Genomic DNA, 20,508 nt, shown 5'->3' on the forward strand with positions numbered 1-20,508 from the left:
CACGCGGATTTTCAGTCCGCTGCTCTACCAGCTGAGCTACCGAGGCTAATATGGCGAAGCCGAAGGGATTTGAACCCTCGATCTCCGGCGTGACAGGCCGGCATGTTGACCGCTACACCACGGCTCCGCAACGAAATTTATTATAGCATCACCTGCTTTTTTAGTCAACACACCAGTCATTTTCTGTCGTTGAGCAGCGATACTGTCATGGCGCCTGTTCCTGAGAATATGTCATTTATTGGATAATATTAATACTTGCCGTGGCAATATTTTATTATACATTCTTCTGCCATCCGTGTTAAAGCGGTTTTTTCCGCCTTTATTGCCGGTTCTTGCCGTCATATTTGAGCCGCCCGGGCAAATACTAAGCCAAAAGAGGTGTTATTATGCCCGAACACAAAGCGGATGTACACCCCAAGCAGCGCAGTTATGCCATGCGAATGGCCAGGGGCGACACCGGGAGAAATTTTTTAAACGAGTTCTTCGATGTTGTCTTTTACGGCGTTGACAGTATGTTGTATGAATTCGGCTTATTTAAGGATCAGGAAAAATCATCCCTTCCCTTGAGGAAGCCATTGCAGGGTCAGGAAAAAGCCCAACCGCCCTCGGGCAGTTATTTATCGCGGTCAGAAAACGCCCGGTCGCGGTACGGCAATCTTAGCAAAGCCCGGTCAGAAAATGACCCGAGGCTGCAAGAAGACCCTCAACCGCCTTCCTCCCCGGAATAGACCCTACGGCCGGGCCTGGGATGCCAACAGGCTGGCCTGCAGCCCGGCCACCTGCCCTTCCCCGATTGATTTAGCCACCTGATAGGGCTTGCCGGTGCAGTCGCCGGCGGCCAGAACGCCGTGAAGATTGGTTTCCTGTTTGCGGTTTACCTTTATGTGGCGGTCTTCCATCTCCAATCCCGGCACCAGCCGGCTGGGCGAAGTTTCGCCCCCCAGGATGAACAGCCCGTCGACCGGGATGACCTGATCATTGGTCATGCGCACCCCGGTTACTTCGTTTTCCCCTACGATCTCTCGCGGTCTTTCCTGCAAAACCTTAACACGGGCATCCATGGTTCCAACCTTTTTATACAGGGGCACATAATAGACATTACGGCAGATTTGCACCATGAAATCGGCTTCGTTTTCCCCCTCCTCATTATGGGAGATGAGCATCACGGTTTTATCCCGGTACAGCGGACCGTCGCAGGTGGCGCAATAGCCCAGTCCCTTGCCCAGCAGTTCTTCTTCCCGGGGCAGGGTGCTTTTGTAGGGAACCCCGGTGGCTATAATGATGGTTTTGCTGTTGATAAATTCATCCTGCAGCAGGAGTTGGTAGCCTGCTCCGGTGTCATTGATCAAGTCCACTTTGCCGTTGACGATTTCTATATCCACGGCCTGGGCGTGATCCATGAAGCGCTTCAAGAGTTCGGCGCCGCTGGTGGCGGGCAGCCCCAAGTAGTTGTCGATCTTCTGCGCCTTGTGCATAGGCGGGCTGCAGGGGTCTCCCCCGATGACCAGAACCTTTTTGTTGCGGATGGTGGCGTTGACGGCGGCCGATAAGCCGGCCGGTCCACAGCCTAAAACTACCACATCATAATCTGCATGCCGCATCTTATCCCTCCTTTACTCTGCTAACAGTATGCGCCCTAACTCATGCCTATAACCTAACTGGTGCATTTGATTGACTTAAATGTCACCGCCTGGGACAGAAACCGCATGGCCGGGTCTTTCCTGACAGTGTTTTGCCTATGGACGAAAACAATCTCGTTAATTCAAGTTCGGACAGTTCGGTTATGGAAAATACGTTTATGATAAAAAGCCACGCAAGAATACGTGCGATGGAAAACTCGTTTATGTTTGTGATAAAGAATCGCCAGCCGCAATTAAGTGGTCTTCTTGAAAAGGAAATCGCCGAGCGCTTTCCCGGCGATGTGATTGACGAATCATCTAACCGCTCAGGCATTTCGCGGCCTTGCTACCGGGCGATTTGCGTCCCATAGGGTATGCGGAACATTACTTGTCCCGCATGACTTCCTGCGGTTAGATCTCATGGGCGATGCGATTTAATTCTTCTATGGTTTCGGTCAGCTCTTTGATCCGGTTGCTTAAGACCTGCATCAAGCTGGCCTGCTGATCGCTGCGCTGCACGATTGCCTGTGATTCAGACATGATCATATCCAAATCTGCTCTTATGGCCTGTAAGGCATTGCCGGTTTCCTCACAGAGGGGGCCGCTGTCCTCTATCTGATGCAGGGATTGCTGGACGTTCTGGATATGCTTGTAGAGCACGGCGTTGTTGATTTTCACATCGTGGCTTTCCATTGCCAGCCTTTTCAGGGCGATGCCCATCTCGGCCGTCCCCACTTGATAGGTGTTGGCCAGTTTGCGCAGGGAAAAGGCGCTGTCGCGGCTCAGTGACATGGCGAAGGCGCCCAATAGCAAGTCCGGCTGGTCGTCATCAAATATCGGAGCGGCAAATACCTTTATAGGTTCTCCGTAGTAGCTGAGATCCAATTCCATAGCCACCACTTGCTCGGTGCGAATGGCGGTTCCGGAGGGTCCATGGGGTACATAAGGCTCCCCTACTTTTACTCCCGGAACGGAATCGGCCGGAGCCTTAAAGATCACTTTTTCCAGATTGGAGAGGTAAAATGTGAAACCCGGCGGCAGGGCTTGCAGCATGCCTTCTACAACCAGCGGATAGGAATCCCAAAATTTGCTGCCCATGATAACGCCTCCTTTTACTGTTTCTAAGTTAATTATAAGGGTCGTGCCATTATATAGCAATTCCAGCTGGAGCCGGCCGTTCATAATGACTGGCGCTGGCGGGCGTCTTATCATCCCGGCCCGGAGATGCTATACTGATTCTAATCATTGCGAGGAGGAAACAATATGAAATACCTGCTCATCCTGGCCGATGGGATGGCTGACGAGCCGATCGAAGCACTGGACAATACAACCCCTCTGCAGTATGCGCAAACGCCGAATATAGATTTTCTGGCTAAAACCGCTGTGATCGGAACCGCGCAGACCATTCCCCAGGGTTTCCCGCCAGGGAGCGACGTCGCCAATTTGTCGGTTCTGGGTTATGATCCCAGGCTTTACTATACCGGCCGCAGCCCTATAGAAGCAGTCAGTATGGGTGTTTCCATGAGCGATACTGACCTGGCGCTACGCTGCAATCTGGTCACATTGTCCGAGGGCTCTTGTTACGCACACCGTACAATGGTCGATTACAGCGCCGGAGAAATCAGCACTGAGGAATCCAGGCAGTTGATTGGCTTCTTACAAGGCGAGCTGGGAAATGACCAATTGAGCTTCCATCCCGGCATAAGCTATCGCCACCTGCTGCTGTGGAAGGGCGGCGCCGAACGGGTTATGGACCTTACCCCGCCCCATGATATAACCGGGCGGGTGGTGGGCGACTACCTGCCCCGGGGCGTAGATAGCCTGGCGCTGTTGGAAATGATGAAAAAGAGCGTAACCTTGTTGGAGAATCATCCTATAAATGTAGAGCGTCGCAGTCAGGGCAAAAATCCGGCAGTCTCGGCCTGGTTCTGGGGACAGGGCAGGAAGCCGGCCCTGGACAGCTTCGCTGACAAATACGGAATAAAGGGATCGGTAGTGGCTGCTGTCGATCTGGTCAAAGGCCTGGGCATCTGCGCCGGGCTGCGCCCGGTAATCGTGCCCGGGGCCACCGGGGCAGTTGAGACCAATTTTGCCGGCAAGGCCCGGGCTGCCCTGGATGAACTCCTGGGAGGGCAGGATTTTGTCTACATGCATATAGAGTCACCGGACGAAGCCGGACATCAGGGCAATCTTCGGGCCAAAATATGGAGCATCGAACAGATCGACAAAGAAGTGGTGGGCCTGGTGCGCGCCGAGATGAACCGCTTCGATGATCTGCGGGTGATGATCATCCCCGATCATCCCACCCCGCTGTCTACCAGGACCCACAGCAGCGGCATGGTTCCCTATATGATATTTGACAAGAATAATCCGGTGATAGGCGGAATAGGCCGCTACAACGAGGAGGCCGCCCGGGGAGGCCGCCATTTCCCCGCCGGCCACCAGGTGATGGACTTTTTTATCAGAGGATAGCATTTTTTATGAGAAAGAACGCAAGGGGGGCGTTTTAGCGTGTTATTTGCCTAAAAACCCTTTATTATTTCTACTTTCCGCACCGATTACTTCCAGGCAGAGTCCGGGTACAAATCTGGGGGAGGAATGATTTGAACTTTCCAGCGGAGCCAATGCTGAACCCATTTTTTGGCAGGAAGGTCCTGCTCCCGGCCCTGACTGTAGGCCCATAACGAGATAACACCGTCACTTTGTAGCCGGTTTAGCGCTTGTTCGAAGCGTTTTCGGGTGCGGTCCGGGTGTCTGGGGTCAATTCCTAAATCAACACTCTCCAAAAGAGTCCGGATCGACCAGGGACGGTTAAAGGTAGCATGATTCTTGCGTATCGCCCATTGAAAGGAAAGATACCTTCCCAACCGTTTTTCGTATTTTTGCCGGTAATAGTCATAGGTTAAAATCGCCCTGCTTAGATAGCCATTCTGCAGCCGATATGAATTCATGGTTAGAATTCCGATCTCCCCGGGATGATACTTTAGGGTTTGCGGTTGCATTAAGTTGTAGGTAAAAACCCGGCCATTGAAGGAAGCCTTATGCGGCTTTCCGCCCAGGGGATACGTAGTTAGGTTGGCGGTTTTAATGTTCAACTTATTGTAAAATTCAAAACAACCTTTTAAAAACTCTTTTTCCTTGGTGCGCCAACCTGCCGGGTAACCGGCTTTGATTTTCGGTTTAATACCCCGGACGCGTAAAACCGAATCGGATAAAATATATGCCGGTTCGGTTTCAATGCCAGCCTGCAACATCCACTGGCCCAGGCATATCAAATATACATCCGCCATTAAATCGCCCTTCGGCTGCATGCTTTCCCAGCATAGCCGGTCCGCTGCTGTATCAATATGATAGCTCACCTGGACCAAAGCCCTATTGCCTTCCCAGCATTGCTGATATGTATAGCCCTCAGCGTTTCGCACCCAGTTTCTCATGCTGGGAGCATTCTGCAAGGAATTGATCAAGGTCTGCACAATGGGATTGGAAGGTATACGCAGGTAAGGCCCGGCAAACATGCTTGTTATATCGATAGGTGCAACCTGGTTATGGGGCTGGCTATACTCCCCCAGCAAGCACTCCATTTGTTCCCTGCTCATGGTGTGAATTTTAAGAGCATTGACAATGGTGCGAGCCAGGCCCCGGCAATATATGGTAAACAACCGGTCCAGACGCTGTGCAATGGAGTTTGGAACCATTTTAAAGACACATTGTTCAAAGTAAGCCAGTCTTTGGAATCTATCCAGTAATTTATAGCCATTGCCTAATTCCGCTTCCATATCGCCAATGGCCTGTGCGGCTAGATGCTCATACAACCAATGATAAAGGTTATCCCAAACAGTAGGCGTCTGTTCACTACTAAACGACCTGCCCACTAAAGACTGTAAATAATCCGTGGACTTATCCAGCCTTAGGGGCAGGTCGTTTGATGAATGAGCATGCTGCCTCTCCACTTCCAGGCCTGCAGATCCAGGCTGAGGAGACTCACAAGGGACTATTGGCATACTCAGGTATCTGCGATAGATATGCGCAAGCACCAGCGCGGTTACAACTCCAACCAGCTTTCCGCTCGATTTAGCATCAGCTATAAAATCCGCCAAGAATCTGTGAAGCCGGAGGCTTTTAAAAGCAGTTGGTATTCCGTAATCTGAGCGGAAGCCGGGACCATTCATTTTAGATACTCCTTGACATCAAAGTCTCCCTAAAATAAAGTCTGTCATAGTTTGGCGCGGTTGATTAAACAGCTGTTTGACCCCCGCGCGGAAGTCTTCACGAGAAATATGTTCTTGGTGAGTGCCTTCAATTACCGTCAATTCAGGATAAGACTGTTTGATTGCATCGATATATTTCATTTTAAATGGGCACAAGGCTACAATACAATTACTGAGATGCAGAGCATCTAACCGGAATGCGGTCAGGCCTTGAATGCGCTGCATAAGCTTGTCGGTTCCGGTCAAAGTGGGGCATCCCGGGCAGTTTATCACCCCGATCAAATCGATGCGTTCCCCGTCCTCATATTTCGAGAATCCACCCTTTTTCTTGCGCCAATCAGCTAAGCAGGCAGACATGGCACAACCAAGCTCTTGGCTGGCATTGCTGCAATTAAGGATACCAATTCGAGCCATTTATGCTTCCCTCTCTCCCATTTTTATTCGCGGGCGGCCCTGCTAACTTGATTGTAAAATGCGCCAGGCCCATCTGTACAGGGAAGCCTTGGAGTATATAAAAATATAAACGGGGAGTGACAGGTGGGCAGAACCCATGGCATGCCGTGCGGCATATAGCGATTAATCAATATGGCGACGGGGTGGGGACATGATAACGTCCCCAGTTTAAATTGGGAAATACACACCAGCGGGGAAAGATTCTATTGTTTTACAAAAAGAAAACAATGGAATCTTTCCCCGTTTAAGTTCCCCCTAATACTAATCTATAATTTGAGGAACCTGGCCACGGTGTTTTGCATATCGGCCGGGCTGGTGGTGGTGTCGTGCAAGACCGGACGCTTATCCAGGTCTCGTATGCCTTGGGGAACCTCGCTTCCGGTCCATTCAGACAGGAAGCGGATCAAGCTGAATTCATCTTTGCCGGCCCGGATGGCTTCGGGGAGAATGGCCTCGGCCACGCTGCTGCCAAACTTGAAGGGGCTGGCGGTTGAGGCTATGATGGTGGTGCGATTATCCCCGGTCTTCTCCCGATAACGGTCATAAACGCACAAGGCCACCGCGGTGTGCGTGTCCGCCAGGTATTGATACGTATCCCAGGTCTTGCGGATGGTCGCGATGGTCTGGCGATCATCCCCGAAATCAGACCAGAACAATTCTTGTATTTTATCCCGCACCAGGCCGCTGACCTCATAGCGCCCGGCTGCGGAAAGCTGTTTCATCCATGCGTTTACCTGCTGAAAATCATGCCCGCTGACCTCGGCCAGAAGCCGCTCCAGATTGGAAGAGATCAGAATATCCATGGAAGGGGATATGGTTTTATAAAAGGGGCGGTTGCGGTCATAGACCCCGCTGTTTATAAAGTCGGTCAGGATATTATTGGCATTGGCGGCACAGATCAAACGCCCCACCGGCAGCCCCATTTGCCGCGCGTAAAAGGCCGCCAGAATGTTGCCGAAGTTGCCGGTCGGCACTACGATATTAACCGCTTCCCCGTATTCAATGCGCCCTTCCCGCAGCAGATCGGCATAGGCGGATAAGTAGTATACGATTTGCGGCAACAGCCGGCCCCAGTTTATGGAGTTGGCCGACGACATCTTCAAATTATTCCCGGCCAAACGGCCGATGAAGTCCTGATCGCCAAAAATTTTCTTGACCCCGTTCTGCGCATCGTCAAAGTTACCGGTAACACCTGCTACGTTTACATTCTCCCCGGCTTGGGTGACCATCTGCAGGCGCTGCACCTGGCTGACCCCCTGAGCGGGATAAAACACCACGATCTGTGTCCCGGCTACATCCCTGAATCCCTCCAGGGCCGCTTTGCCGGTATCTCCGGAAGTGGCCACCAGGATGACGATCTGATTATTCTCTCCGGTCTTTTTCATACTTGTTGTCAGCAGATGCGGCAGTATCTGCAGGGCCATGTCCTTGAAGGCGCTGGTGGGGCCGTGCCACAGTTCCAGCATGTGCAGCCGGGGCGATAATTCTATAAGGGGCGCGATCTGGGCATTGTCGAAGTTGCGCTGGTTATAAGCGGCCTTAATGCAGTCTGACACCTTTGCGGGGCTGAAATCGGTCAGATATTGCTGCAAAACAGTTTGCGCCCGGCCTTGATAGGGCAGGTCGATCCAATTTATAAAATCCTCTTTACTCAATGAGGGTATCTTATCCGGTATGTACAGGCCGCCATCCGGTGCGATGCCGTTTATAATGGCCTGAGCGGCCGTTACGCTGGGGCTGTTTCCCCGGCTGCTCTGATATTGCACTTAATCCATCTCCTTATTGATGCTCCCGGGCTGGCCGGACGAAGCGGCCTGCCTAACAGGGCTTGTTCTTCATTTTATACTGAAAGCACTCTATATGAAAGCCTGATTCTCCTGGAGACAGGTTAATAAAACTGCTTGTACCAGGCCAGGATCTGTTCCCCCCACAAGAGGGTCAGCATAGCCCCCAGGCTCAGGAATGGCCCCAATGGAATCGCGGCTTTGAGATCTTTATGCTGTCTCACCATCCATCCCAGGCCGGCTGCCGCGCCTATTAATATCCCCAAAAATATGGCCAGCAAGGAGGAAGGCCAGCCCAGATAAAGGCCGATCACTGCCGCCATTTTTATATCCCCTCCCCCCATGCCGCCCGGATACAGAAGAGCTGGCGCCAACAGCAGGAGCCCGGCACTCAATGCGCCCCAAAACGCAGGCCAAAACCGCTCTGGTGAAAACAGCAAACACAGCATTAAAAAAGCCAGGGTCATAAATGTTAAAAGCCGGTTGGGTATAATCCGCAGTTCCATATCAATGGCAGAGGCCACAAGCAGTCCGCAGAATAATAAGGCATCTTGCAAGAACTGCCAGCCCCATCCCGAATGGGCGTATAGTGCCGCCATGCCCAGCGCAGTGCCAGCTTCGACAAGCGGATACCTCCAGGCGATGGCCTGGCCGCAATACCGGCAAGAACCCCGCCGGAGCACAAAGCTCAATAGCGGTATCAAATCGCCGGCCTGCAGGTCATGCCCGCAGGCCGGGCAATAAGATCCCGGCCAGACTGTAGACTGAGCCCGCGGCAAACGCCAGATGCAGACATTTAAAGAGCTCCCGATGAACAGACCCAACAAGATTATAATAGCCAGCATGGGCAAGGTTTCCTCCAAAAATAAAACTAGGAGCGATGATTTTTTAATAATAAATAGTATCAGAGCAAATCATGGCAGTTATCAGTATATAATAGTAATATAATTAATAAAATTAATGCAGGCATTAAGATCCTGCCAGCCCATATCGATGCCCCCAACAGACGTATACCCCAAACCAGGGCTTGATCTCCCTGGAATAATGAACAGCACTTTTTTCTAACAATAAAGTGATAACGCAACAGGTTATGGCAATATTTTACAACATTCTGCCCGGGAGGTGGTAATTTTGGGACAGTTACTGGCTTTATTGATCATAGCAGTTGTCGCCAAATTTGCCTGGGACGCTTATAAAGAGCAGCAGGTCAAAACCAAACGGGAGGGCAAAGTCATAGATTTGAGCAACGCCTGGGTTGACCTCAACGATATGCCTTACCGTAAGCGTGATTTCATTCTCAATGCGCGCGAACTGTCAGGTTTCCGCCTGATATCCGAAACCCTGGATGACCGCTATGTAGTATTTCCCAAGGTGCGGCTGGCTGATCTGCTGTCGATGCCTGCCGACACCCCGCGCCGCCAGGAATATTTGGAGAGGGTTAAAGACCGCCGGGTCGATTTCGTCATCTGTGCCAGTAATAATCTGGAGCCATTGCTGGTGGTATTTGCCGGCAATCCCAGCGAGGCCAGAAAGAAATCGGCCGGCGACCGTTTCACCCTGCGGGCTCTGGAAGCCGCGGGGCTGCCTTATACCGGCCTGGACGTTGCCAACCTGCCTGGCAGCCAGGATCTTTTGGCAACTTTTCAAGCAGCCGGCCTAGCCATATAGATTGTGTATCAGAAGTCATGCCCGCCACCAGACAAGTAAAAACCGTGTCGCAGGCATTCTCCGCGACACGGTTTTTTATTGCGAATAAGATCTGCTTAGAGGTACTTTTTCTTTTTGTCGTGATAATGGGTGTGCAGAAGTTCATGAGACTTGTGTCCCAACGGCTCATGCAGGAATTCATCGTAAAGCACCTTGACTTCGGGATTTTCATGGGATTTCCTGATGGGCAGCCCCTCGTCCTCGAGATAAATGGCATCAATACGCTCGATGCGCTTCTGATTGCGCTTGGTGATGGGCTGTCCGCCGCCGCCGATACAGCCGCCCGGACAGGCCATGATCTCGATGAAGTGATAGGGCGACTCTCCGGCCCTCACTTGATCCATCAGCTTGCGGGCATTGGAAAGGCTGTGGGCGATGGCCACGTTCACTTCCAGGCCGTTCAGATCGACAGTGGCCTCTTTGATGCCGTCAAAACCGCGAATTGTAGTAAAATTGACATCTTCCAGGGTGTTGCCGGTGACCACTTCATAAACCGTTCTTAAAGCTGCTTCCATAACTCCGCCGGAGGCTCCGAAGATAACCGCAGCGCCGGTGTAGGCTCCCATCCAGGAATCGAAGTTTGACGGGGGCAGCTTGTTGAAATCAATGCCGCTCTGTCTGAACAGACGCCCGATCTCGCGGGTGGTTAAAACGATATCCACATCTTTGTAGCCGCTGTCCCTCATTTCGGGGCGATCCGCCTCAAACTTTTTGGCCACACAGGGCATGATCGACACGCTGAAAATCTTGGCAGGGCTGATGTTCATCTTTTCCGCCCAGTAGGTCTTTACCAGGGCGCCAAACATCTGCTGCGGCGATTTGCAGGTAGACAGGTTATCCAACAGGTCGGGATAGAAGGTTTCACAGAAGTTGATCCAACCCGGGCTGCAGGAGGTAAACATGGGCAGGGTGCCGCCTTCTTTCACTCTCTTCAACAGCTCGTTGCCTTCTTCCAGAATGGTCAGGTCGGCGGTAAAGTTGGTGTGCAAGACATAGTCGAAGCCGATCTGGCGCAGCCCGTTTACGAATACATCCATGGGAAGTTCGCCGGTCGCCATGCCAATCTCCTCAGCGATGGCGAGTCTGACTGCAGGGGCGATCTGAGTGACCACAATAGTCTCGGGATCGGCCACCGCGGCCAGGAATTGGTCGATATTTTCGATTTCGCCGATAGCTCCCACCGGGCAGGCGTGAATGCACTGACCGCACATTACGCATGGGCTGTCGATCAGGTCTTTGCCCAGCGAAGGGACCACCATGGCGTTGTTGCCGCGGCCTTCAATCCCTAAGGCGTTTACGCTCTGGATTACCGAGCAGGCCTCAATACAGCGCCGGCATAGGACGCATTTATCAGGATCCCTGAACAGCGACGGGGTGGAGGTGTCTTTATCATAGCCGCGAATCATCAATTCAAAGGGATTGTCGCGAATGATCAATTCCTCAGCCAGGGTCTGCAGTTCGCAGGCTCCGTTCCTGATGCAGTTGAGGCAATCCTGGGGATGGTTGGCTAAAATCATCTCTACAATGGTCTTCCGGGCTTCCAAGACCTTGGGGGTATTGGTTCTGACAACCATGCCGTCGAAGGCTGGGGCCGAACAGGCTGCTTGCAGAAGTCTGTTGCCTTCGACTTCGCAAACGCACACCCTGCAATTGGCCTTAATGGACTGATCAGGGTGATAACACAGAGTAGGAATATGGATACCGACTTGCTGTGCCGCCTGCAGGATGGTTGAGCCTTCGGGAACGGATACATTCATTCCGTTTATTGTGATGTTTACCAATTAGTTTCCCTCCTTTGCTCCCCTACAATAATTTGGCATTATAGTCGGCTTTGAAATGCCTGATAGTGCTCAATACCGGTGTTGGCGCCGCTTGTCCCAGCCCGCACAGACAGGAGTACGACATAACCCGGCCTACCTTTTCCAGCAAAGCAACGTCATCAATCGACCCTTCGCCCGCTTCGATCTTTTCCATCAATTCCGCAGTGCGCATGGTTCCTTCTCTGCACGGGGCGCACTTCCCACAGGACTCATGTTCAAAGAATCCGGCAATCCGGGTAACCACATCCACTATGTCGCGACTGTCATCCAGAACGAATACCGCACCAGAACCCAGGGTCGCGCCAACCGCGGCCATGGCATCAAAAGCCACCGGCGTGTCCAGATCAGCCTCGGGAATAAATGCCCCTGAGGTCCCCCCGATTTGGACCGCTTTGAATTTTCTGTCGCCGGGGATTCCCCCCCCCAGCTTGTAAACGATTTCTCTGATAGTCGTGTTGGTGGGTACTTCGAAGAAGGTTTTGTTGTTGATGTCGCCGGTTAAAGTGAACACTTTGGTTCCGGGATAATCAGGCGCTCCTATGGCGGCAAACCATTCGGCCCCTTTATCCACGATTACCGGGATGTTGGCAAAGGTTTCAACATTATTGACGATGGTGGGTTTCTGCCACAAGCCCTGTGCCGGCGGGAAAGGCGGTTTAAAACGAGGCTCGCCCCTGCTGCCCTCGATGGATTCGATCAAGGCAGTCTCTTCGCCGCATACATAGGCTCCGGCGCCCATTCTCACTTCAATGTCAAAATCGCCCAGGACGCCTTTATCTTTAGCCTGAGCAATGGCCTGGTTGAGAACATCCACTACATAAGGATATTCGCCCCGGCAATAAATATAGCCTTTGTCGGCTCCGATGGCATAGGCGCAAATGGCCATTCCTTCGAGGAGAGACTGGGGATCATTCTGCATGATTAACCGGTCTTTGTAAGTTCCGGGTTCACCTTCATCAGCATTGCATACCACATATTTCTGATCCGCTTGTGCCATATAGGCGAACCACCACTTCTGACCACAGTTAAATCCGGCACCTCCACGGCCCCTTAAACCAGATTTCTTTACCTCATCGATTAAGCCTTTCTGATCCGTGCCGCGGGCCTTCTCCAGGGCCTTATATCCACCCTGAGCAATATAGGAGTCTATATTGAGCGGGTCGATCTTGCCGTAGTTACGCAATACGATGCGCAGTTCTTCGGCCATCGTACGACCTCCTTTCTGAGGTTTGTTATTAATCATGAATGGCGGAGGCGATTCTATCTATATTCCGCCAGAATTGCCGCAATCTGAGCCGGAGATACGCCTGCATAAGGCTTGCCGTTGACAGTAATTACAGGAGTGGCCTGGCATTGTCCTACGCACTCGGTATACTCTAAGGTAAACTTGCCATCATCCGTGGTTTCACCCATCATGATGCCAAGTTCTCTTTCCAAAGCCGCTACCACTTCATCTGCTCCCGCTATGTGACAGGGAGCACTTTCACAAATACGTATCACATTTTTTCCTCTGGGTTCAACTGAAAGATAAGAGTAAAAAGTTGCTACTCCATACGCTTCAGCTACTGGTACGTTGAAGATCTTGGCTGCTTCAACAATGGCCTCTTCGGGCAAATAGTTGAATTGTTTTTGTACAGCATGGAAAGCTTCGATGATTCCCCCCGGTACATCCTTGTACTTGGCAATAATACCCTTGTAATCCATTCACATTCCTCCTTTCCCCTAAATTGAAGGCCTGAACTGTAACAGGCCACTTATATAAAGATAACTGATAGGGGCAAAATAATAAAAGCCTGAGGAAGCTTGTCTTTGTCAATTTGAAGCAAATTTTATGGAATTTCTCCAAATTATTAAATTTATATCATTATAACTCGTCCGCAGGTATGATTACTTATGATTCCTTATTAAAATGCGGTTTGAAATATTTCCCCCAATGTTGTATTACAAAATTTTTTATTTTTCGAGGTGTTTCGATGACAATAATGACTGATTTCGACATGCGGTCAGTGCCTGATTACTGCCGTATCACCCCGGTAAATGATGGTTTGGATTACCTGATCGGAGGCCAGGTCCTGACCTGGAAAGGGCCTAATGCACCGGTTTATTCCCCTATCGGAAAGAGCTCTTTAAAAGATCAAGACGGGGTTTATCTGGGAGCGGTTGCGCAGCTCGGCCCGGAAGAGGCAATAAGGGCTTTGAGCTCCGCCAGAACCGCCTATCGGGACGGCGCCGGGCGCTGGCCCTTGATGACTGCATCCCAGCGCATCTCGGCCCTGGAGTGCTTCCTGGAGATGCTGCGTGAATTGGAGGAGCCTTTTGTTCGCATGGAGATGTGGGAAATCGCTAAACCCTATTCAGCCTGCCGGGACGAGTTTGAACGTACCATTAAGTACATTGAAGACTCCATCGCATATCTGGAGAGCAACCTCAATTCATCAGCGCGCATCAGCCGCAGCGGCGCTTATGTTTCCGTTTTGCGCAGAACCCCGCTGGGGGTGGCTTTATGCCTGGGGCCCTTCAATTATCCCTTAAATGAAACCTTTGCTATGGTCATCCCCGCTCTGCTGATGGGCAATGCGGTGGTGATAAAGCCGCCCCGCTACGGCTGTTTATGCAGTATGATGCTGTCAGACGCTTTTGCGGCGGCTTTCCCTCCGGGAGTGGTCAATGTTATCTACGGCGAGGGCGAGAGCATCATAGACCCGCTCATGTCCCGGGGAGATGTTGAAATCCTGGCCTTTATCGGCTCCGCCGCGGTGGCCAATCACCTGGTTTCACTGCATCCCCGCCCTAATCGCCTGACTACGGTTTTGGGCCTGGAAGCCAAAAATCCGGCTTTTGTTTTTGCGGATGCTGACCTTGAGCTGGCCGCGCAGGAGTGTTTGGACGGGGCTATGGAGTACAACGGACAGCGCTGCACCGCCATCAAACAGGTGTTGGTGCACCAGGATGTTGCGGAGCGGTTTGTGGAGATTATCAGTGAGAAAGCGGACAGGCTGGTATGCGGCATGCCCTGGGAGGATGGAGTGGTAATCACCCCGCTGCCCGGGAAGGACCGGGCGGAATGGCTGCAGGAACTGCTGGACGACGCAGTCTCCCTAGGCGCCCGGGTGAGCAATCAGCGCAGCGGGTTGGGCCTGGGGACCTTATGGTATCCGACCATTCTTTTCCCCGTAAATCTGGAAATGAAAATCGCACAGGTGGAGCAGTTCGGGCCGGTTTTGCCGATTGGGGTTTTTACCGGCCAGAGCGAGCTCGTAGATTACATGCGGCACAGCAAATACGGCCAGCAGGCCAGCATTTTCAGCCAAAACCCGCAAAGCTGTGCCCGCTTTATCGATGTACTGGCCAATATGGTGGCCCGCATCAATTTGAACTCGCAATGCCGGCGCAGTCCTGATGAACTGCCTTTTACCGGGCGCAAGGACTCTGCGGAAGGAACCCTGTCGGTAGGCGAAGCCTTAAAAACATTCTCCCTGCCCTCACTGGTGACCGCCAATCCTAAAGGTCAGGCATTGTTCTGGGATATCTTTAAAAGCAATCAATCCCAGTTTGTGAGGATGTAAGAAGCGTGGCCAAAAAGGGCCTTCCCCTATTGCCGCCACAGCAACCGGACTGAACAAGAGAAGCATTCCCCTGTTCAGTCCCACCGGTCACTAATCGTTTAGAATCAGGGACAGCAGCTCGTTGCGGGTTTGGGCGCGGGTCTCGAAAAGCCCCCGCACTGCTGAAGTGACAGTTAAAGCCCCGGGCTTGCGCACTCCGCGCATGGTCATGCACATATGCTCGGCCTGTATCACCACAGCTACTCCGAAGGGTTTGACGGTTTCATAAATACAGTCGGCGATCTGCGAGGTCAGCCGTTCCTGCAACTGGGGACGCCGGGCGTAGGCATCCGCCACCCGGGCCAGCTTGCTGATACCCACCACGCGGCCTCCCTTGGGAATGTAAGCTACATGCGCTTTGCCGTAAAAGGGCAGAAGATGATGCTCACACATGGAATAAAGGGGGATGTCTTTGACCAGGACTAATTCATCATGATATTCAGTAAAAGACACCTGCAGAAACTCGCGCGGGTCCTGGTCACAGCCGGCAAAGATCTCTTCATACATGCGGGCCACTCTTTTAGGCGTATCCAGCAGGCCTTCCCGCTGCGGGTTTTCTCCCATCGCCTCCAGAATCATCAATACCGCTTGCTCGATTTTTTCCTTATCTATCGGTCTACGTTCCACTATTCTGACCCTCCTATGCGGCTTGTGTGAAAACTATTTTGCGGTTTTCAGCCGCCCCACTTATAGCTGATTTTTAGCCGTTATTGGGGACGGAGGCTAGTTTATTGACTGTATATCCCGCCCGCATCCCACTTTCGAGAATCAGGTTTTCAATTTCGAAATTTTTACACAGCCTGCCGTCCCCGCAAGAATTTAAAAGAGCCCTACGATTTCACCGTTTTCCTTAATGTCTATGTTTTCCGCAGCCGGGGTTTTGCCCAGGCCGGGCATGGTCATAATATTTCCGGCTATGGCGACAATAAAGCCCGCTCCGGCCGACAGCCGCACCTCACGCACATTTACCCTGAAGCCCTGCGGCCTCCCCTTTAAGTCCGGGTTATCTGACAGTGAATATTGGGTTTTGGCAATGCAGATGGGCAATAACCCATAACCAAGATTCTCCAGGGTGGCGATGACCCGATTGGCTTCGCTGCTGTAGGTCACCCCATCCGCACCGTAAATCTCCTGGCAAATTGCTGCTATTTTTTCTTTCACCGCAAGCTGCAGCGGATATAAAAAGCGAAAATCACTCAGCCCTTCGGCAGCCCTGATCACTTTGTGGGCCAGTTCTTCACCACCGGCGCCGCCCTCGGCCCAGACCCGGGACAGTGCAACCTCTACGCCCATTCCCTGGCAGCGGCTGACAATGTATGCGGTTTCTTCCGCAGTATCGGTGGGGAATTCGTTTAAAGCCACTACCGGCGGTACCCCGAATTTTTTGATGTTCTCCAGTTGTTTTTCCAGATTGGCAAAGCCCGTTTCCACCGCCTGCAAGTTGGGGCGGGACAGCTGTTCTTTGCCAACTCCGCCGTGGTTTTTCAAAGCCCTCACCGACGCCACCACTACTACCGCGTCTGGCTTCATCTCACCGTATCGGCACACGATGTCGAAGAATTTCTCCGCCCCCAAATCAGCCCCGAAACCGGCCTCAGTAACCATATAGTCGCCCAGTTTCATCCCCATGCGGGTGGCGATGATGCTGTTGGCGCCGTGGGCGATGTTGGCAAACGGCCCGCCATGTATAAAGGCCGGGGTGCCTTCCAGGGTCTGTACCAGGTTCGGCTTGATGGCATCTTTCATCAAGAGGGTCATGGAGCCGGCCGCTTTGAGGTCGTTGGCGGTAACCGGCTGGCCGTCATATGTATAGGCAACTACGATGCGTTTGAAACGTTCTTTCAGATCCATGAGGTCGGTGGCCAAACATAAAGCTGCCATCACTTCTGAGGCCACGCTGATATCAAAACCAGATTCCCGGGGCACGCCGTTGATCTTGCCGCCCAGTCCCAGCACTATGTTGCGCAAGGCCCGTTCATTCAAATCCATGGCCCGGCGCAAGACCACCTGGCGGGGATCAATGCCCAGGCTGTTGCCCTGATGAAGGTGGTTGTCCAGCATAGCTGCCAGCAGATTGTGGGCGGTGGTTACGGCATGGATGTCTCCGGTAAAATGCAGGTTGATGTCTTCCATGGGGACCACCTGGCTGTATCCTCCTCCGGCCGCGCCGCCCTTGATGCCGAAGCTCGGCCCCAGTGAGGGCTCTCGCAGCCCGATGACGGCCTTTTTGCCCACTCTATTCAAAGCCTGTCCCAGACCTACCGTAGTAGTGGTTTTGCCTTCTCCGGCCGGGGTGGGGGTGATGGCGGTTACCAATACCAGTTTGCCTGACGGCCGGTCTTTGATGCGCTCCCAAACCGGCAAGGCGACTTTGGCTTTGTACTTGCCGTAAAGCTCGATGTCATCGTCAGTTAATCCCAATGACGCTGCAACATCTGTTATCGGCTTCATTTGGGTCTCCTGCGCGATTTCGATGTCACTTTTCATGGCGGTCCCTCCTGTTACAATTTTCGCAATGTCATGTTTGATTCTACCATAATTCGGGACAGAAACCATGCTTCATCTGGGGCATAATGATAAATTTTCCCAATCCCTGACCCTGCGATTTTAGGGTATAGGGCCATTTTATCACTATGCCTTGCGCTGTTAGTTTATCCAAATAGCCGGTGGCATAAATACAAAGAGACCAGGAATCCGGTTATATCCGCGCTCAGACCGGAAACAACCGAATAGCGATAGCGGGTGACGCCGATGGAGCCAAAGTAAACCGTGAGCACAAAAAAGGTGGTATCGGTGGTGCCCTGCATAATTGAAGCCAGCCGTCCTATAAATGAGTCCGGCCCGTGAAACTTCATCAATTCGGCGGCCATGCCCAGAACTGCGCTCCCGGACAGCGGGCGCATAATAGCCAGAGGCATGATTTCAGCCGGGGCGGCGATCAAATCGGTGATTGGTTTTAAGAGGCTGCCTAAAACCATCATGGCTCCGGAAGCGCGAAAGACTGAAATAGCCACCATCATCCCCACCAGAAATGGGATGATTCTTACAGCGGTTCGAAAGCCCTCCTCAGCGCCTTCCACAAACTTTTCATAAACAGGCACTTTTTTGATGAAGCCGTAAAGCGGAATGATGAGCAAGAGCAGAGGGATAGCCCATTGCGAAATGACGTTTAACACATTAACCAGCATGGCCCTATCTCCTGCGGCGTCGATTGCGGCGCCGGAACCAGTAATCCACGCTCATGCCTACTACCATGGCGGAGGCGGTGGCCAGAATACAGGGGCCTACGATCTCAGTGGGATTGGCCGAGTTAAAAGACGCCCTGACCCCGATAATGGTAGCCGGCAAGAGAGTGATGCAGGAAGTGTTCATGGCCAGAAAGGTGCACATAGCCTCCGAGGCCGCCCCGGGCCGGGGATTAATCTGGTCCAAGTGCTGCATGGCTTTCATTCCGAAAGGAGTAGCGGCATTGCCCAGCCCCAGCACATTAGCGCTGAGGTTCAAAATAATGGCTCCCATGGCAGGGTGGTCAGGCGGCACGCTGGGAAACAGCCGCACCATCAAAGGCCTGAGCAATCGGGCCAGGGCGTTGACCAGGCCTCCGGACTCGGCGATTTTCATAATACCCAGCCACAGGGCCATAATCCCCACCAGGTTTAGGCACACCTCAACCGCATCACGAGCAGCCTGCAAGGCCGCTGAGGTGACCACCTCAATGTTGCCGTGCCAGGCAGCGACCAAAATGCCGGAGACCAGCAGAAACAACCAGATCAGATTGAGCACGGGACATCCCCCTCAACGCTTTTTGTAAAAGGGTTATGTCCATATGCGGCAAAATAGAACTGGACGCCGCACCGTTCCCGCTTGTTACAGGTTTTTGCACTTATGATGCAAACATGTTAAAGCCCTGGTTAAAGAAAAGTGAATGATAACCAGGATTTCGGACCTAAAACGGCATGTCAAAGCATGTAAAATAGAATCAGAGATAAACTATTTTCTTTGAGGAGGCAGCTTGGATTGGACAGAATCGTCTCCAAAGGGGCGCCGGACTCGCAAGCCCTGGCCATCCCCATCAATCCCCTGGTTCAGGCCGCATTGCGCTCCCTTTACTCAGGTCCCGGCGGCTTATGGGGCACGGGCCTTTACGGCTCCCCGCTCTTCAGTTATGAAGCCAAGGACGGACGCATTTACATTTTTTACGAAATGCCTCCCGGCATCAGGGCAATTGATTATGGCAAGATCTTTATGAGTCCACGCCTGGCCAGACCCGGTTTTATAATTGCGCAGCAGTTGAGAAAAAACGTGTCCGGCTTATCTGTTGAGACCGGCGATGTGTTCATCATTCTCCTGTCCGAAATCGCCCGGCTTCACGACCCCGGCAAAGATATTGCCTGGATATCTCTAGAAGACATTGCCGGCAAGCGCGGGGTAAACCTTCGCAACGGGCGCAAAAGCACCCTCATGGAAGACTTGAGGAAACATGTCTCGTATATTGCCGATTTGCGGCTGAGCATGACCTGGAAGGATTATAAACGCGGCAATACCATGGTATTTGGCGGACAAAACGCGGACCGCCTGCTGGATATTGTTGATGTGGAACACCGCCAGGGCTCGCGGCGCTGGATCGAGTTTGGGGTTCGATGCGGTCAGGCCTTGGGCTACTTTCTCAACCGGGACTCGGTGCGCTGGATCGGCTATTTCCATCGTTCGATACTTCAACTTAGCCCCTATCATGACGCAAACACCAAGAAAATCGGCTCCTACTGGACTATTATAGGCAGTATCGCCGGCAAGAGAGGCAAACTGCCCCGGGCCACCCCGAGGAGAATCCTGCAGTTTTGCGGCTCCCTGGTCAACCAGCGCAATCCCGGCCATACCATTGACAGCTTCATCAAAGCCCACGACCGTTTAATGCAATGCGGCGCATTGCAGGCAGTATCGGAGCTGGAGCCTGCAACGCGGACCAAAGGCTATTTCAAGACCTGGTTGGACACCCCCATTTCAGTGCAATTGTCAGAAAGCCTGTGGCAAATACAGCCGGGCATCTCAGTTCAGAACAGTGGTAATATCAGCGCTTTTCCCACGCCCAAATCAGCCGAAAACTTATGCAAATATCCTTTTCTGATCAAAGATTACCGCCATAAATCAGGCATACATCAGCAGGAACTGGCCCGGGCAGTAGGCCTGAGCCGGCAGACCCTCTCCAAATATGAGCGGGGGTTGCAGGCCATCCCCCCTGAGGCAGCCGCTAAATTGTTTTTGATCATACAAAACAAGCGCAATAATTAAGCACTTATGCAACCCAAAAGCGC

19 protein-coding genes and 1 tRNA gene are annotated in these 20,508 nt (G+C 52.4%); 6 read left to right on the forward strand and 14 right to left on the reverse strand.

The window, feature by feature from the left end; genetic code table 11:
* Positions 1-51: 51 nt before the first annotated feature.
* Positions 52-127 (reverse strand) — tRNA-Asp (locus B3W37_RS10195).
* Positions 128-386: 259 nt separating this feature from the next.
* Between B3W37_RS10195 and B3W37_RS10200 the strand changes: the two genes are divergently transcribed.
* Complete coding sequence (locus B3W37_RS10200; RefSeq protein ID WP_483171870.1) at positions 387-728, forward strand: hypothetical protein; 342 nt, start codon at positions 387-389, stop codon at positions 726-728.
* Between the two features lie 3 nt (positions 729-731).
* Here B3W37_RS10200 and B3W37_RS10205 read toward each other — a convergent pair whose 3' ends face one another.
* Entirely contained in the window at positions 732-1,601 is an 870-nt protein-coding gene (locus B3W37_RS10205) for an NAD(P)/FAD-dependent oxidoreductase (RefSeq protein ID WP_483175652.1), read from the reverse strand.
* A gap of 137 nt (positions 1,602-1,738) precedes the next feature.
* Between B3W37_RS10205 and B3W37_RS10210 the strand changes: the two genes are divergently transcribed.
* Positions 1,739-1,990 carry a hypothetical protein gene (locus B3W37_RS10210; protein ID WP_483175690.1) on the forward strand — a complete coding sequence of 84 codons (252 nt, stop codon included), beginning with the start codon at positions 1,739-1,741 and terminating at the stop codon, positions 1,988-1,990.
* A 40-nt stretch (positions 1,991-2,030) separates the two neighbouring features.
* Here the strand turns inward: B3W37_RS10210 and B3W37_RS10215 are convergent, their stop codons facing one another.
* Positions 2,031-2,717 (reverse strand): hypothetical protein, encoded by a 687-nt coding sequence (locus B3W37_RS10215; protein WP_483171868.1) that lies wholly within the window; start codon positions 2,715-2,717, stop codon positions 2,031-2,033.
* A 165-nt stretch (positions 2,718-2,882) separates the two neighbouring features.
* Between B3W37_RS10215 and B3W37_RS10220 the strand changes: the two genes are divergently transcribed.
* Complete coding sequence (locus B3W37_RS10220; protein ID WP_483175653.1) at positions 2,883-4,091, forward strand: cofactor-independent phosphoglycerate mutase; 1,209 nt, start codon at positions 2,883-2,885, stop codon at positions 4,089-4,091.
* 86 nt (positions 4,092-4,177) lie between these two features.
* Here B3W37_RS10220 and B3W37_RS10225 read toward each other — a convergent pair whose 3' ends face one another.
* The 4 genes from B3W37_RS10225 to B3W37_RS10240 form a co-directional block, all read right to left on the reverse strand.
* On the reverse strand, positions 4,178-5,716 hold the full coding sequence (locus tag B3W37_RS10225; RefSeq protein ID WP_483175654.1) for a hypothetical protein: 1,539 nt from the start codon (positions 5,714-5,716) through the stop codon (positions 4,178-4,180).
* Between the two features lie 90 nt (positions 5,717-5,806).
* On the reverse strand, positions 5,807-6,241 hold the full coding sequence (locus B3W37_RS10230) for a CGGC domain-containing protein (RefSeq protein WP_483175656.1): 435 nt from the start codon (positions 6,239-6,241) through the stop codon (positions 5,807-5,809).
* A gap of 305 nt (positions 6,242-6,546) precedes the next feature.
* On the reverse strand, positions 6,547-8,046 hold the full coding sequence (gene thrC, locus B3W37_RS10235; RefSeq protein ID WP_483175657.1) for a threonine synthase: 1,500 nt from the start codon (positions 8,044-8,046) through the stop codon (positions 6,547-6,549).
* 122 nt (positions 8,047-8,168) lie between these two features.
* A complete protein-coding gene (locus B3W37_RS10240) occupies positions 8,169-8,909 on the reverse strand; it encodes a prepilin peptidase (protein WP_483175658.1) in 741 nt (246 codons plus the stop codon).
* A 286-nt stretch (positions 8,910-9,195) separates the two neighbouring features.
* On the opposite strand from B3W37_RS10240, the gene B3W37_RS10245 reads away from it, so the two are divergent.
* Complete coding sequence (locus B3W37_RS10245) at positions 9,196-9,732, forward strand: DUF2726 domain-containing protein (RefSeq protein WP_483171864.1); 537 nt, start codon at positions 9,196-9,198, stop codon at positions 9,730-9,732.
* A gap of 95 nt (positions 9,733-9,827) precedes the next feature.
* On the opposite strand, the gene B3W37_RS10250 is transcribed toward B3W37_RS10245, so the two are convergent.
* From B3W37_RS10250 to nuoE, 3 genes are read right to left on the reverse strand one after another with little or no spacing between them, the layout of a single operon-like run.
* Positions 9,828-11,552, reverse strand: a complete 1,725-nt coding sequence (locus tag B3W37_RS10250) for an NADH-dependent [FeFe] hydrogenase, group A6 (protein WP_483175660.1) — start codon at positions 11,550-11,552, stop codon at positions 9,828-9,830.
* Between the two features lie 22 nt (positions 11,553-11,574).
* Positions 11,575-12,798: an NADH-quinone oxidoreductase subunit NuoF gene (gene nuoF, locus B3W37_RS10255; protein ID WP_483175661.1), complete on the reverse strand. Its 1,224-nt coding sequence runs from the start codon at positions 12,796-12,798 to the stop codon at positions 11,575-11,577.
* Positions 12,799-12,851: 53 nt separating this feature from the next.
* On the reverse strand, positions 12,852-13,295 hold the full coding sequence (gene nuoE / locus B3W37_RS10260) for an NADH-quinone oxidoreductase subunit NuoE (RefSeq protein WP_483171861.1): 444 nt from the start codon (positions 13,293-13,295) through the stop codon (positions 12,852-12,854).
* Positions 13,296-13,564: 269 nt separating this feature from the next.
* Here nuoE and B3W37_RS10265 point away from each other — a divergent pair, with 269 nt between their 5' ends.
* The gene (locus B3W37_RS10265) at positions 13,565-15,157 is read left to right on the forward strand and encodes an aldehyde dehydrogenase family protein (RefSeq protein ID WP_483175662.1); all 1,593 of its coding nucleotides are present in this window, start codon (positions 13,565-13,567) and stop codon (positions 15,155-15,157) included.
* Positions 15,158-15,247: 90 nt separating this feature from the next.
* On the opposite strand, the gene folE is transcribed toward B3W37_RS10265, so the two are convergent.
* From folE to B3W37_RS10285, 4 genes are all read right to left on the reverse strand, one after another.
* Entirely contained in the window at positions 15,248-15,823 is a 576-nt protein-coding gene (gene folE, locus B3W37_RS10270; protein ID WP_483171859.1) for a GTP cyclohydrolase I FolE, read from the reverse strand.
* A gap of 192 nt (positions 15,824-16,015) precedes the next feature.
* Positions 16,016-17,683, reverse strand: a complete 1,668-nt coding sequence (locus B3W37_RS10275; protein ID WP_483175664.1) for a formate--tetrahydrofolate ligase — start codon at positions 17,681-17,683, stop codon at positions 16,016-16,018.
* Positions 17,684-17,847: 164 nt separating this feature from the next.
* A complete protein-coding gene (locus B3W37_RS10280) occupies positions 17,848-18,384 on the reverse strand; it encodes a spore maturation protein (RefSeq protein ID WP_481038028.1) in 537 nt (178 codons plus the stop codon).
* A gap of 4 nt (positions 18,385-18,388) precedes the next feature.
* Positions 18,389-18,979: a nucleoside recognition domain-containing protein gene (locus tag B3W37_RS10285; protein ID WP_483175665.1), complete on the reverse strand. Its 591-nt coding sequence runs from the start codon at positions 18,977-18,979 to the stop codon at positions 18,389-18,391.
* 234 nt (positions 18,980-19,213) lie between these two features.
* On the opposite strand from B3W37_RS10285, the gene B3W37_RS10290 reads away from it, so the two are divergent.
* A complete protein-coding gene (locus B3W37_RS10290) occupies positions 19,214-20,485 on the forward strand; it encodes a helix-turn-helix domain-containing protein (protein WP_483175666.1) in 1,272 nt (423 codons plus the stop codon).
* The last annotated feature ends 23 nt before the right edge of the window (positions 20,486-20,508 follow it).

This window comes from Syntrophomonas sp. UBA5494 (assembly GCF_002426325.1).

Bases quoted from the DNA above. Each gene is read 5' to 3' on its own strand.
- B3W37_RS10280 (WP_481038028.1), bottom strand. From the start codon at position 18,384: ATGCTGGTTAATGTGTTAAACGTCATTTCGCAATGGGCTATCCCTCTG.
- B3W37_RS10240 (WP_483175658.1), bottom strand. From the start codon at position 8,909: ATGCTGGCTATTATAATCTTGTTGGGTCTGTTCATCGGGAGCTCTTTA.
- B3W37_RS10220 (WP_483175653.1), top strand. From the start codon at position 2,883: ATGAAATACCTGCTCATCCTGGCCGATGGGATGGCTGACGAGCCGATC.
- B3W37_RS10275 (WP_483175664.1), bottom strand. From the start codon at position 17,683: ATGAAAAGTGACATCGAAATCGCGCAGGAGACCCAAATGAAGCCGATA.
- B3W37_RS10210 (WP_483175690.1), top strand. From the start codon at position 1,739: ATGGACGAAAACAATCTCGTTAATTCAAGTTCGGACAGTTCGGTTATG.
- B3W37_RS10215 (WP_483171868.1), bottom strand. From the start codon at position 2,717: ATGGGCAGCAAATTTTGGGATTCCTATCCGCTGGTTGTAGAAGGCATG.
- B3W37_RS10230 (WP_483175656.1), bottom strand. From the start codon at position 6,241: ATGGCTCGAATTGGTATCCTTAATTGCAGCAATGCCAGCCAAGAGCTT.
- nuoF (WP_483175661.1), bottom strand. From the start codon at position 12,798: ATGGCCGAAGAACTGCGCATCGTATTGCGTAACTACGGCAAGATCGAC.
- nuoE (WP_483171861.1), bottom strand. From the start codon at position 13,295: ATGGATTACAAGGGTATTATTGCCAAGTACAAGGATGTACCGGGGGGA.
- B3W37_RS10205 (WP_483175652.1), bottom strand. From the start codon at position 1,601: ATGCGGCATGCAGATTATGATGTGGTAGTTTTAGGCTGTGGACCGGCC.
- B3W37_RS10265 (WP_483175662.1), top strand. From the start codon at position 13,565: ATGACAATAATGACTGATTTCGACATGCGGTCAGTGCCTGATTACTGC.
- B3W37_RS10200 (WP_483171870.1), top strand. From the start codon at position 387: ATGCCCGAACACAAAGCGGATGTACACCCCAAGCAGCGCAGTTATGCC.